General features: G+C 54.2%; 10 protein-coding genes. 1 reads left to right on the forward strand and 9 read right to left on the reverse strand.

Features of this window, described 5'->3' with window-relative positions; translation table 11 throughout:
- Window positions 1–27 precede the first annotated feature (27 nt).
- The 4 genes from KQJ23_RS17815 to KQJ23_RS17830 all read right to left on the reverse strand — a co-directional run bounded on the left by KQJ23_RS17815 (window position 28) and on the right by KQJ23_RS17830 (window position 7,119).
- Window positions 28–1,779: a sigma-54-dependent Fis family transcriptional regulator gene (locus KQJ23_RS17815; protein WP_216480265.1), complete on the reverse strand. Its 1,752-nt coding sequence runs from the start codon at window positions 1,777–1,779 to the stop codon at window positions 28–30.
- An 82-nt stretch (window positions 1,780–1,861) separates the two neighbouring features.
- Window positions 1,862–3,019 (reverse strand): iron-containing alcohol dehydrogenase, encoded by a 1,158-nt coding sequence (locus KQJ23_RS17820; RefSeq protein ID WP_216480266.1) that lies wholly within the window; start codon window positions 3,017–3,019, stop codon window positions 1,862–1,864.
- Window positions 3,020–3,956: 937 nt separating this feature from the next.
- Window positions 3,957–5,750, reverse strand: coding sequence for a glycerol-3-phosphate dehydrogenase/oxidase (locus tag KQJ23_RS17825; protein ID WP_216480267.1), 1,794 nt, complete (start codon window positions 5,748–5,750; stop codon window positions 3,957–3,959).
- 106 nt (window positions 5,751–5,856) lie between these two features.
- The gene (locus tag KQJ23_RS17830; protein WP_216480268.1) at window positions 5,857–7,119 is read right to left on the reverse strand and encodes a S1C family serine protease; all 1,263 of its coding nucleotides are present in this window, start codon (window positions 7,117–7,119) and stop codon (window positions 5,857–5,859) included.
- A 551-nt stretch (window positions 7,120–7,670) separates the two neighbouring features.
- On the opposite strand from KQJ23_RS17830, the gene KQJ23_RS17835 reads away from it, so the two are divergent.
- Window positions 7,671–7,880, forward strand: coding sequence for a hypothetical protein (locus tag KQJ23_RS17835; RefSeq protein ID WP_216480269.1), 210 nt, complete (start codon window positions 7,671–7,673; stop codon window positions 7,878–7,880).
- Here the strand turns inward: KQJ23_RS17835 and KQJ23_RS17840 are convergent.
- From KQJ23_RS17840 to yycF, 5 genes are all read right to left on the reverse strand, one after another.
- Complete coding sequence (locus KQJ23_RS17840) at window positions 7,849–8,655, reverse strand: MBL fold metallo-hydrolase (RefSeq protein WP_216480270.1); 807 nt, start codon at window positions 8,653–8,655, stop codon at window positions 7,849–7,851. The genes KQJ23_RS17835 and KQJ23_RS17840 overlap by 32 nt on opposite strands.
- 18 nt (window positions 8,656–8,673) lie before the next feature.
- The gene (gene yycI / locus KQJ23_RS17845; protein WP_216480271.1) at window positions 8,674–9,414 is read right to left on the reverse strand and encodes a two-component system regulatory protein YycI; all 741 of its coding nucleotides are present in this window, start codon (window positions 9,412–9,414) and stop codon (window positions 8,674–8,676) included.
- A gap of 118 nt (window positions 9,415–9,532) precedes the next feature.
- Window positions 9,533–10,825: a YycH family regulatory protein gene (locus tag KQJ23_RS17850; RefSeq protein WP_216480272.1), complete on the reverse strand. Its 1,293-nt coding sequence runs from the start codon at window positions 10,823–10,825 to the stop codon at window positions 9,533–9,535.
- Window positions 10,822–12,645, reverse strand: a complete 1,824-nt coding sequence (gene walK / locus KQJ23_RS17855; RefSeq protein ID WP_216480319.1) for a cell wall metabolism sensor histidine kinase WalK — start codon at window positions 12,643–12,645, stop codon at window positions 10,822–10,824. Before walK ends, KQJ23_RS17850 begins: the two co-directional genes overlap by 4 nt.
- Before the next feature lie 7 nt (window positions 12,646–12,652).
- Window positions 12,653–13,366 carry a response regulator YycF gene (gene yycF / locus KQJ23_RS17860; protein WP_216480273.1) on the reverse strand — a complete coding sequence of 238 codons (714 nt, stop codon included), beginning with the start codon at window positions 13,364–13,366 and terminating at the stop codon, window positions 12,653–12,655.
- Window positions 13,367–13,398: the final 32 nt, after the last annotated feature.

Raw genomic sequence — 13,398 nt, forward strand, 5'->3', positions numbered from 1 at the left:
CACGGCTTGAAATGCAGCCGTTTATTATTAATCTTCTTTTAGTTTGCGCCATAAGGTCGAGCGATTAATCCCAAGCCGCTTGGCAGCCAGTGACTGGTTCATGCCCTCCTGCTCCAGCACGGTCCGGATGATGTCCCGCTCAATGTCCTCCAGCGGCTGACGCAGGTTCAATTCCTCCTTGCCTGGAGCAGGTGACAAACCGCTGCGGGCTCTCCGGCTTCCTTCCTCCAGCAGCGTCAGCGCTTCCGGTTCAATGAAAGGGCCTTCCGCCGCCGTTACAAAGAGCTCCATGACCGTACGCAGTTCGGTAAAATTGCCTTGCCATGGATGCGCAAGAAGCGCCTCCATCACTTCCCCTCGGATCCCGGCAATCTGCTTGCCCTGCCGTTCATTCGTCCAGATCAGGCACGCGCGGATGCTGCGTTCCAGCCATGCCGTCTCCCGCAAAGCCGGGAGCGAAATACACTGATTCTGAAAGCTGCGCAGCAGCTTCCCGGCTAGCTGTTCTTCCTCAGCAAGCACTTCCGGATCCTTGTCAAACAGAAACACCGTCTTCATCTTGCGCTTGACGATGAACTCCGCCAGCTCTCTCTGTTGCTTGGCAGACAGCAATTCCGCTCCTTCTATGAGGGTGACGCGCCCGCCGCCATACAGCATCAGCTCCATCATGGCCTTCAGCACCTCTTCCGTCGATCTGCGGATATGAAGGCAAAGGATACCATCCCTTGATTCAGAGAGGGTCGCATTGATAACATAGCGTTTGCGTCCGCTGCCTTTTTCACCGTATACGACTGCAGGGTAAGATTGAAAACCCGTCTCTTGCCCCGCTTCTTCCTGATAGGAGAAAAAAGGAGCATCCGCCAGAAGGTAGCTGGCCGCAAGGCCGCTGTGCTCCGGTTCTTCCTCTGAGGCGAGCAGCATATACAGTTGGCGCTCATCCGCAGCAGGCAGCAATTGCGCCCGCAGATACAAGCCCTGATCAGGCTCATAAACGGATGTCGTCCGATCGAAGTCCGCTCCCCGGCTGACGTCTCTGAGCATTTCACGCAGACCCGGGTACATGGTATACAGCGTATCTGCCGTTTCAGGAAGATTCAGCAGATGCTTGAACGAAGTGTTGGCGAATTCCAGCTTGCCGCCTTGGTCCGTTGCCGCATACCCACCCTTTAGCTTGCTCAGCATCGACTCATACATTTCATTTTTTAACTTCAGCTTCTCAGCTGATTTATAGAGCTGTCCCGCCCGCGAGAACGCTTCCATCAATGACTCTTTGCCGGAGGTAATTAACACGCCCTGCAATCCGTTTTCCGCCGCCATCTTGACTGTAATGCTGTCGCCGATGACAACCTGGACGCCTCGCGCCTTGGCATCTGCCAGGGCCGCGCCGGCCTCCTGCTCCTGATGGATAACCGTATATGAAATATCGACCTCCATCAGACTGGACACGGACATGAAGCCTTCGATAATGTTAGGGAATCCGATCATTTCACATTTAGCGTTATACCCTTTTACCAGCGTTAGTATCCGCAATATATCGAATCCTGAGACAGGAATTTCCACTACCGGCAGATAGGAATGCTTTTGCAGCAGCTTTGCCGTTCCGCCCCGGCTGACAATGACATCGTAGCCTTCCGTATGAATGCGGCCAATCAATGGCAGCACCCTCGATAGATCTCCCTGCTCCACGACGATTTCAAACTCTTGCAGCTCATGCTGCAAACTCAGCGTTAATTCGGACAATCCCGGGTAAGGAGCAATGACAATTGTTTTAATTTTCATACAATGATTCATCCTTGTTTTTTATGCCATTATAACCCAGTCGCTGCTCTTTAGGCAGCAATAAACCGTTCTTCACGAATCCTTAATGAAACAACTTGCCGTATACTGCGCCAATATCCTCCAGCGTCATCTTCTTCGGATTGTTATTCATTAGTCGGGTAACCTGTGAGGCCGCCAGTGAAAGCTCGGGAATATTCTCGCGTGCAGCTCCGAAGGCCGCCAAATCCTGAGGAATACTCATCTCCCGCGTCCATAACCGAATCTGCTCGATCACCTGCTCTGCATCCCGCTGTCTTCCCGTTCCCGTCTGAAGTCCCATCGCTTCGGCAACAAGCGCCAGCCGATCCACAATAGCATCGAAGTTAAATTCCATCACATGCGGCAAAAGCATGGAATTTGCGACTCCGTGCGGTACATGAAATTTCCCGCCGATCGGATAAGCCAAGGCATGCACGGCCGCCGTTCCGGCGCAGGTCAGTGCCATACCGCCGTACATAGAGCCGATTAACATAGCCTCACGCGCGTTTTTGTCTTCTCCGTGGTGATAGGCCTGCAGCATGCTGGCAGAAATGTTGCGGATGGATTCCAGTGCGAACATGTCGCTAAAACGGTTAGCCTTGTTGGAAATAAACGACTCCAGCGCATGGGTAAAGGCGTCCATTCCCGTCGAAGCCGTAATATCACGCGGCAAACCAAGCGTCAGCAGCGGGTCTAGAATAACAAGCTCGGGCAGCAGGTAGCGGCTGACTACGCCGATCTTCAGTTCTTCCTCCGGCAAAGTCACAATGGCATTCGGCGTCACTTCCGAGCCCGTGCCCGAGGTCGTGGGAATCAGTACCGTCGGAACCCCTGGATTCGGAATCAGATCCGTCCCCAGCATTTCCCGGACAGAAAGATTATTCGTTTTCATGACAGACAGCAGCTTCACAACATCCAGCACACTGCCTCCGCCGATCCCAATAATAGCATCGCAAGGAACTTCAGCTATCGTGCTGTAAAGCTCCTCAAGCTGCGCGATGGTCGGTTCCGGCTGAACATCGGTATTCCAGTGTACGGCAATTCCGCCGCTCTTCAAGAGACTTGTAACTTCATCCAATGTGCCATTGCTTTGAAGAAAGGGCTGAGATACAAGCAGCACGGACTTTAGAGAGCCTAGCCTTTGCAGATGCTCCACAATCCGCTCTAAGGAGCCGCAGCCCGCGACAATACTTCGAGCCGTTTGAAAGAAATACTGTTCCATCTTATCTTCTCCTCTAGATGTCTTGGTACTTCAACTATCGCCTTAATTATAACATAGCGTTATCATAATACAACACTTTATAAATTTATGATAAATATAAACAAAATACTGTTGTATATTGCAACATTTATTGTGAATAAAGTGAATTTATTAAGAACCATAGCAAACTAAGCAGACAGTCGTTGAAGAGGTGGTCAGGATTTTCATTCTCCAAATCAATTTTCTAGTGGACGGGATATGGCGACTATTATGGCTGAGCGCTTGATCACCTTAACGATTAACTGTAGAACGTACAACTAAAACCTCGAGATTTCTAATTTCACAGGTTTAAGTGTGCCTCCTACAGCTTTTGGACTCGCTAGAAAGGAGTACCTTTGGATTTGCCAACATTTGCTAACGCGATACCATCGACCTGCTAACGCATTTCGAACCATTAGCCGACTTCTTCGCACATTCTTGAATGATAACGGACATTTTCGGCATTAAGGATGCTCAAACGGCTTTGGTTCACGCAACTCGCCTATCTTAGCAGCCAAAATGTCCGTTACATTTCCGGCTTCATCAATAGTCCCCCTTAAGGAGACGTAATGTCCGTTAGACCAAGCATTTCCCCTCTGAGAAAATCTATCCAAATGTATCGATTGCGCTACTCGTATGCTGTCTGCATTGTTGCTTGAATTGCTCTAGTTACAACGCATCCGTCAAGCTCGAAAAGAAGAATATCGTCCTGTTAAGCGTGTCGTATATTGTTATACTGGCTGAAGCCATTAAAAAGGCGGCAAGAGCTTTTCGCTCCTGCCGCCATTCATTATCCGCATCATTTCTCACGTTCGTTGATCAGCTGCCGCAATCTCTCCAGACTGCCTTTCAGCCGAATCCGGTCACCACCGATCTGCTGCCAACACCTCATCAACGCTCTTGCCTCATACCTAACGCTTCAGCCTTCTTGCCCGGTCCAATTGCCCGCTGCATCCCGCAGTTCCCGTTCCAGCTCCTGCCGATAGCGCTCCTCCGTCTCTGGGCTCCATCCGCTGGCCTTCGCCATATAGCGGATGACCGGCGCCTGATAGCGCCGAACCCAGGCGATGTCGAACAACAGTGCGCCTGTTCTGCGGATGAAGAAATCCCCTGGCGTCACCGCCATCTCCTCGGCCATCGCATATTGCAGCGGCACCTCTACCTCCAGCGGCAGGGGCAGCCCAGCACCGGCATCAGCGGCTGGCCTCGCAGCAGCGGAGGAGGCGCCGGCTTCTACAGGTGCCGCTGCGGGATCAGCGCCAGCGGCATCCGCCGCAGAGGCCGCTGGCGCTGCCGCGCGCCGCTTCATCGCCTCCTTCGCCAATGCGAAGAGGCGGTCCGCATTGGCACCGTACCGGCGCGCCCAATGCTCTGCCAGCTCCGGCGATAGCCCCATAGCGGCGCCTTCGTCACGTTTGCCGCGCACGAACGCGGCAAACCCGTCACCGCCGCCCACCTGCCCGCCGGAGATGGGCAGCTCCCGGGTCGCACACGCGTGGAAACGCAGGCCATGCGCCTGCTTCAGCCTTGCTGCGACCCGATCCATGACCGCCTCGGCCATATGCCGATAGCCGGTCAGCTTGCCGCCGGCGATCGTGAGCACGCCGGACGGCGAGGTCCAGATTTCGTCGCGCCGCGAAATCTCCGACGGGGCCTTCCCCTCCTCGTAGATGAGGGGCCGCACGCCCGCCCAGCTGGACTCCACGTCCCGCTCCGCAAGGCGGAGCGACGGGAACATTCCGCTGATCGCGTGCAGCAAATACTGAACGTCCGCCTGCTCCACCGGCGGACGCGCGATATCCCGCTCTACCCCGAAGACCGTATCGGTCGTCCCGACATACGTCTTGCCCTCTCGCGGGATCGCAAACACCATCCGCCCGTCCGGCGTGTCAAAATACACCGCCTGCCGCAGCGGAAACCGCACCTGGTCGAACACCAGGTGCACGCCCTTGGTCAATTGCAGCACCTTGCCCTGGCGGGAGCCGTCCATGTCACGCAGGGCATCTACCCATGGTCCTGCCGCATTCACAATCTGCCGCGCCCGCAGCTCCAGCTTGGAACCGGATACACGATCCAGCACCTGAACCCCGCAGGCTTTTCCTTCCGAATCATAGAGGAATCCCGTCACCTTGGCGTAATTGACCGCCAGCGCTCCCTGGCCTACTGCTTCCTTCAGGACGTCCAAGGTCAGCCGGGCATCATCCGTACGGTACTCCACGTATAATCCGCCGCCCAGCAGTCCCTCCTGACGAAGCAGCGGCTCCCGCTCCAGCGCTTGGGCAGGAGACAGCATGCGGCGCCGCTCCGACCCCTTCACTCCGGCCAGCCAATCGTACACCTTGAGTCCTAGCGAGGTACTCGTTCGCCCAAAGGTACCGCCTTTGTAGATCGGCAGCAGCATCGGCTCCGGTGTCGTGACATGCGGCCCGTTCTCGTAGACAATAGCCCGCTCCCGGCCTACCTCGGCTACGACTCCCACCTCCAGCTGCTTTAAATAGCGGAGGCCGCCATGCACCAGCTTGGTCGAACGGCTGGAGGTTCCGGCCGCGAAGTCCTGCATCTCCAGAAGAGCGGCCCGCATGCCCCGGGTTGCCGCATCCAGTGCAATGCCTGCTCCCGTAATCCCGCCGCCGATTACCAGCACATCCTGCGGGGCCTGGGCCATCATACGCAGCATCCCGTCTCTCCCTTGTGCCGAAAATGAAGAATTCATCCTCCATTCCTCCTCTCGAACTCATAAGAAAAGGACCCCATTACACCTGAGACGTCAATGTCCAACGCTGTTCATGTAATAGGGTCCTTCAAGATGGCTTTTACTTCTACTTCTCTTCTTCTTCGGCGATCTCCGTATCACTCGGCTTGTCGGAGAGCTTCACGGTTGTGCTCCGCAGCTCGCCGTCCCGGTAGAAGGAGACCTCCATCTCTTCGTTGATCTTCTTGTTGTCGTATAAATATCTCCGCAGTTCCTTCGTCGAATCGATAGTCTGCTTATCGAGCTGAATAATCACATCATTAAGCTGAAGCCCCGCATCCTTGGCCGGTCCGTGCGCTTCAAGCACGATCACCCCGTCACTCACATGAGCGGGCAGCTTAAGGTCCTCCCTCTGCTCATTGGTAATCTCCGCATACGGATTACTGAGATCAAGCGTATAAACGCCGAGATAAGGACGAACCACCTTGCCATGCAGCATCAGATCATCCACGGTCTTCATCACATCATTCACCGGAATTGCAAAGCCCAGTCCTTCCACACCCATATCGGAAATCTTCATCGTATTGATCCCGATCAATTGTCCGTTCAGATCAGCCAATGCGCCGCCGCTGTTTCCTTCATTGATCGCTGCACTGGTCTGAATGACCTCCTGCTCCCAATCGTAGATGCCGTCCTGGTTGAGCGAGATCGGGATCAGCCGGTTCGTATAGCTGACAACCCCCGAGGTAAGCGTTCCGCCCAGTCCGAGCGGATTACCTACCGCAATGACGGTCTCTCCGTAACGGAGCTTGCTGGAGTCGCCCAGATCGATCACCGACTCGATGCCCTTTCCGTCAATCTCCAGAACTGCGATATCGTTAATGGAGTCCTGACCGACAACCTTGGCCTTATGGGAACTGCCGTCACTCGTAATGACCTCCAGATTTGAGGCATCAGCGATGACATGGGTATTCGTTATAATATATGCTTTATCTTTTGTTTTCTTGAAAATAACACCCGAGCCCAGCGCTGATTGCTCCGCCTTAACCGTATCATCGTTATAATTGAGAATGCTCACGACCGCAGGGGCAACCTTGGCCGCCGCAGTACTGATCCGTTCATAAGGGTCTGTCGTGCCCAGTGTCGTAAGATGTCCCTGTGAAGAGGAAGATGGGGAAGATGAAGGCAAACCGGTAAACATACTGAACAGCAGCACGGCAACAAACGCTCCGCACAACGAGGATAACAGGGAGACCTTCCACGGTGCCCAGCCTCCGGATCTTGCATGCGCCTTCCAGCGGTGCGACTCCTCCTTGGACCTGCGCAGCCGCATGCCCCGTCTGGGTCTCGCTACCTTGGTGGAATAGAAATCATCATCGAACAGTCCCATATCTGCTTCTCCCCCTCAAATGCATTGCCGGTCTCGATGTTGATCACCGAGCTTGCTCTATACATTACCCGCAAATGCTGCACATCCCACTCTATGCGACAACGGCAAAGCCATATTCCCGATTTACTCTTTATCTACTTAACGCAACAAACCATACGAAAGTTGCCTGTAAAGGCTGTTCAAAAAGTCATCTTTTGATCACGAAGTGTTCCAAGGGGTTGATTCGGCGTCGAATCTTACGTTCACCCTCGAAGTCCGGTACTCATGTAGGGTCTGCCTACACTCCGTTCCTCCTTCTTCAGGTTCTCGCAACCTTCTCGGTGCTGAAAAGCTGACTTTTTGAACTCGCAAGAGAGGTTTTTTTTCGGCTTTTTTGCGTTCTCGGGAATGTTTCCGGCACTGCCAGACTACACTAGAAATATAACGCTAGATTTATAGATTCATTCTAACATATCCCGGCTGCTTCCGGTGGCATTCCACTAAGGAAAATTTCGGGAATGAATGGATTTCAGCTCCCATTTATTTCAGAGAATAAGGAGGAACAAATCAGGATGAATTCACCCTTCGGTTCACCGATGAATGAGGTCAATATGATCGCCAAGCTGGCAGATATAAAAGAAGAGCATTACCATCAATTGGTAACACTCAGTGCAATTATGGAGCTATTGGTTGAAAAGGGAATCCTCAGCCGCGCAGAGATCGAAAAAAAGGCGGCAGAGCTTGACCAATTTATAGATCAGCCACCGTATCCCACGGTGTAGGCCGGTCGTAATAAGTATCTCTTAGCTGGAATTCGCTGTCCTTGTAAAAGCAACCGCGGTCCTCCATCGAGGAGCGAACCGCCATCCGCGCCAGGTCCGGAATATTATGCTCCCTGCTTAGATGAGCCAGATAGGTCCGTTTGAGCCGGCCATTCATCAGCTCGCTCATCAATTCGCCGGTGGCCTCGTTGGACAAGTGCCCCATATCGCCGAGAATCCGCCGCTTGATGTTCCAGGGATACCGTCCCATCCGAAGCATCTCTACATCATGATTTGCCTCCAGCACGAGCACATCCGAATCGGCGATGGCCGCCTTTACTTTATCGCTGGCATAGCCCAGGTCTGTGCACACGCTCAGCTTCTCCTTGCCGTCATAGAAGCTGTAACCTACCGGCTCGGCGGCATCATGCGAAATGGCGAACGATTCGACGCGAAGCGATCCGAAGTCGCGTGTCTCGCCGGTGCCGAGCAGACAGCGGTTCTCCTCCGGAATCTGTCCGATCGACTTCTCCATCGCTTTCCACGTCTCCGTATTGGCATAGACCGGCAGGTTATATTTCCGTGCTACGGCTCCAAGCCCCTTGATATGATCGGAATGCTCATGGGTAATCAGGATCCCGTTCAGTTCCGTCCCCGTCACACCACGCTCCCGCAGCAGTTCGTCAATTCGGCGGCAGCTGAAGCCCGCATCGACCATTAGTGTAACTTCCCCATTCGCTACGAGCGTCGCATTCCCTGTCGATCCGCTCGACAGCACCGTAAATTTAAGTCCCATGTTCCTCCACTACCCCTTCTACTTCTCTGTGTTCGGACTGATGACGTCCCCGCTGATGCCTTGAACGTAGTACTCCTTGCCGCTCTCCAGAAGGAAGCGCCACGCTGGCGCAGCCGGAAGATGGGCATCCGAGTCGAACACTTCACCGTAATAGCCGAGATCAATCTGTGTGACGACCGAGCCTTCCGGCAGGAAATTCTCAATCAAGTTGCCAAGTGCCTTCGAGGCCGACAAGACGCGTTGGCGCTTGCCATCCTCGGCATCCGCAATTTCAATTCCCTGCTCCAGATAGGAGATAATTTTCTGGTTGCTGTAATACAGCTTCAGGTCAATTTTGAACAGCGGCCACTGCCCGTCCACTAACGGATGCAGTACAAATTCTCCCGGCCCGCTGGCGATTTCGTCATATTGATAGCTTGTCAGGTTCGGCAGCTGCTGCTTCAGGGCCGCTGCCAGCTCCTTCGGGCTGAAGATCAGCTTGCTGTCCACCGGATTGTCCAGCTGGATCATTTTTCCGTTCTGTCCGCCCTCTAAGAAGCGGTACGATATCTTTCCGAGCTCCGGCGTTTCTCCCGGTATTTTGGCTAACACCCGGATCCCCTTGGCATCCATGGCATTCTGAATGCTTGTCTCCAGAGAGGAGAAGTCCGGACTGGAGTCCGCCTGCTCCTGCAAATCGTTCCACAGCTGATAGCCAAGCACCAGATTCAGCAGCAGGAAGGCATAAATCAATACATTCTTCGCCCGTCCCCAATCCATCCGAACACCTCCTCTGATATCTATAAAAGTTAAATTGATGATTGCTCGTGAAGGAAGCAACGTATGAAGTGTTCTTACGTAGCCTTCTATACTTAACTTTTATAGATTTATTCCAGCATTAATATAAAATCCTTGTGGCTCCATTGGATAGCTCTACCGCCCAGACCGGCTTCAGCAGCAGTCCCTCTTGGGTCAAGGAAGGGAAATAGGCCGGATACAGCTTCAGGATCTGCGACCCCTCTTCCATGGCAGCGATCCGCTCCCGCAGATTCTCTCCGCCGGGAAGCTCAACAATTTCCTTCCGCCATTCGCCCTCATCTGCATAGATCAAAGACCGCTCATAGCTGGTAATCGTACCCTGCCTCATATCCAGCGTAATCTCGCTGTAGTGGAAGGACGGCAAATCTACAATCGGGAAGCTTCCGAAGGGTCCCGTACCATAATACTGCCGGAATACAATCGTATGCTGGCCATCGCCGGCTCCATTCGTCTGATCCAGCCGGAACAGCCCATTCCAGCCGCCATGCTCATTCACGAAATCCACCGCAGAGAGGACATCACGTCCCGGATTGTTCTCTCCCGCTGCCGGAGCCGCAGGATCGGTATAGTTAATCCAATTGCGGTTCTGCCGCACCTGCAGGCTTCGCTTACTGTCCGTGTAGATTTCCGAGCCGTCCTTCTCCCGAATATATCGGGTAATACTCGGGTCAAAGAACAGGCTGCTCTGCATTTGATCTGTTGTGAATGTCTCGATATTCAGCCCAGCCTCAACCATGCTCATCGGCTGTTCCGGAATATAGATTCCGTTCTCCAGCGTGTAAGGAACCCACTCCTTGCCGAAGTCCACCTGTTGGCGCACATCCTGCACGGTCAAGTCTGCCTTGGTCGCTTCATAGACAACATCGCCCTGCGAGCTGAAGAAGAATACCCGTACCTGATCATCCGTATCTGTGTTATAAATCAGAATCCGGCTGACATTCTCCCCGTCAAACAACGGGTCCGGTACAATCTGCATGACGCGCTGCAGCAGGACAACCGGAATTCCCTCGTCGAATTCCAGTTCAAGCCCGGTATACTTGGTGCGAATATCATCCCAGTTGATATTGTCCAGCGCATAACGCTGGAAGCCATCGAACTGACGGCCCTTCAACCGGGAATTAATCAGGTTATAGAAAGCCGATTCCGGGTAGAAAATCGTATGGCGGTCCTCGCCCAGATGAATCGCTATCTGCGAAGGGAACAGCATGCTCTCCGCATCCGATTCCTGGCCCATATTTTCTGTCTTGATGTAGTCGCTCTCTGTCTTGACGACCGGGTCGCTGCCCGGCAGCCGGTAGATCAGGAAGTAGCTCTGGACAAGGCTGCACAGTACAAGCAGCGTGAGCACCAGCGATTTCACCGATTCTTTCATCGTCCATCGCCTCCTTGTTCCTGAAGCGGCAGCGTGAAGGTCACGCGCGTGCCGCTCCCCAGCTCAGACTGCAGCGAGATCGTCCCGCCGTGGGCCCGGACAATTTCCCGGGCAATCGACAGCCCGAGGCCTGTGCCGCCCATATTGCGCGATCTGGCCTTGTCCACCCGGTAGAAGCGCTCGAAGATCCGATCCAGATCCTTGCGCGGAATGCCGATCCCATTATCCTGTAGCGAGATCGCCAGCATCTTGTCCTCCATGATCCGGGCCTCCATCGCGATGGTTCCATCCTCCGGCGTATACTTCATTGCATTGGAGAACAGGTTGTCCAGCACCTGGTCGATCTGATCACGGTCGATCCATACGGAATCCACGCCATTCGCCACAAAGAGGGTTGGCTTGATGCCTCTCTCTTGCATCTGGAAGGAGAAGCGGTCGGCCACATCCTCCAGCATTTCCAGCACGGGCGTCATTTGCTTGCGAAGCTGGGCTTCCTTGGAGTCGAGTCTGGAGAGATGCAGCAGGTCGGTTACCAGCCGGATCATGCGGTCCGTCTGATTCTGAATGACCGAAGCAAATTTCAAGCCCAGCTCCGGATCCTCCATTGCCCCGTCTTCCAAGGCTTCGGTATAGCTCTTGATCGTCGTCAGCGGCGTGCGCAGCTCATGCGATACATTTGCCACGAACTCCCGGCGCGAAGCCTCCAGCTTCTCCTGTTCGGTGACGTCCTGAAGTACCGCAATCGTTCCGACGATGCCGGTCTCCCGCCGGTGAATCGGCGTAAAGGTTACCCGGATGAGGAAGACGTCCCCCTCCGGTGTCTCATTCTCCAGCAGGGTGGAATGCATAACCCCCCGCCGGATAATCTCGCGCTCCTCGCCGGATAGATCGAGAAGCGACATCATATCGCTTCCTACTGTCGGCTCGTTGCCGATCCACAGCATTTCTCCGGCCCGGCGGTTCATCAGAATCACCGTACCGTTCTCGTCGGCCGCAATTACGCCGTCGCTCATATTTGTGAGGATCGAGGCCAGCTTCTCTTTCTCTTCTTCATTCTGCGCGAGCGCATCTCTTAGCCGGCTTGTCATATAATTGAACGCCTTGCTGAGCTGTCCGATCTCGTCATTGCCGAGCACCGGCATTTTCTGATGGAACTGTCCTTCGGCCACCGCCGTCGCCCGCCGGGTCATTTCCTTGATCGGCGAGGTGATGGTGTGAGCCAGAATTACGCCAAGAACGGCTGTCAGTCCCAAAGCGAGCAGGATGCCCGAGATGAAAATGTTGTTCACCCGCTCCATCGTATCGTACAGCTCGTTCAAGGAAGCGGCGATGTATATCGCTCCGACGATTTTCCCGTCGCTGGTGACCGGCTTGGCCACCACCTTCTTACGGATGTTGTCTTCATCGATGATATATTCCTCGTTGTCCCGAATGCCCTGCAAGGCCCGATTGACAACGGTCTGCGTATTCTTGGTGCCCACATAGTCGGCATGGGACGGCTTGGATGTCGTCAGCACCTTGCCGCTTGCATCCAGCACCTGGATTTCGGCCCCATTGATGTTGAACAGATTGTTCACCAGCACGCGGAGATTCTCCATCGACTCCTCCGCCGAGTCTCCGGTCACGCCTAAGTTTTGCGCCGCCAGCACGGAGAGAAGCTCCGCCCGCTCCTGCAATTCCTTCGTGAAATTGCTCGTCAGCGAAGTCTTCATCGCGCTTACGAAATAGACCCCGATCAATTGCATCGCGATCAGGATCAAAAGCACATAGACAAGAATCAGCTTCGCCTGGATCGTGCGAAAGAAGGAGGGCAGCCTCAGCTTCATGCTAGAATGCACCCGCCTTGGAGCTCCGCATCATATATCCGAGTCCCCGGCGCGTCAGGATGTATTCCGGCTTGCTCGGATCCTGCTCAATCTTCTCCCGCAGTCTCCGGATTGTCACATCGACTGTACGCACATCGCCGAAATATTCAAACCCCCATACCGCCTGCAGCAAATGCTCCCGAGTCATGACCTTTCCGGCATTTCTCACCAGGTAATGCACCAGCTCGAACTCCCGGTGCGTCAGATCAAGCGCTTCGCCATTCTTGTAGGCCGTAAAGGTATCTGTATCAATAAACAGCTCAAACAGGCTGATCCCTTGCCGTTCATCCGGATCTGCCAGTGCGACCGGCTTCTGCTGCCTGCGCATTTGTGCCTTCACCCGGGCCAGCAGCTCGCGGGTGCTGAACGGCTTCGTGACGTAATCATCGGCACCAAGCTCCAGGCCCAGCACCTTATCGATCTCCCCGTCCTTGGCGGTCAGCATAATAATCGGGGTCTGCAGCTTCGCCCGGACCTCCCGGCATACATCCATTCCATCCTTGCCTGGCAGCATCAGATCCAGCAGGATCAGATCGGGCTGCTCGCTGTAAGCCAGCTCCACCGCTTCAATGCCGTCGAAGGCCACAATAACCTCATAGCCCTCTTTTTCCAGATTAAATTTCAATATGTCTGCAATAGGCCGTTCATCATCGACCACTAATATCTTTCCTTGCATCCGCTTGTCACCCCACAGCTCTCAGACCTTGA

Source organism: Paenibacillus brevis, assembly GCF_018919145.1.
Taxonomy (GTDB): Bacteria; Bacillota; Bacilli; order Paenibacillales; family Paenibacillaceae; genus Fontibacillus; species Fontibacillus brevis.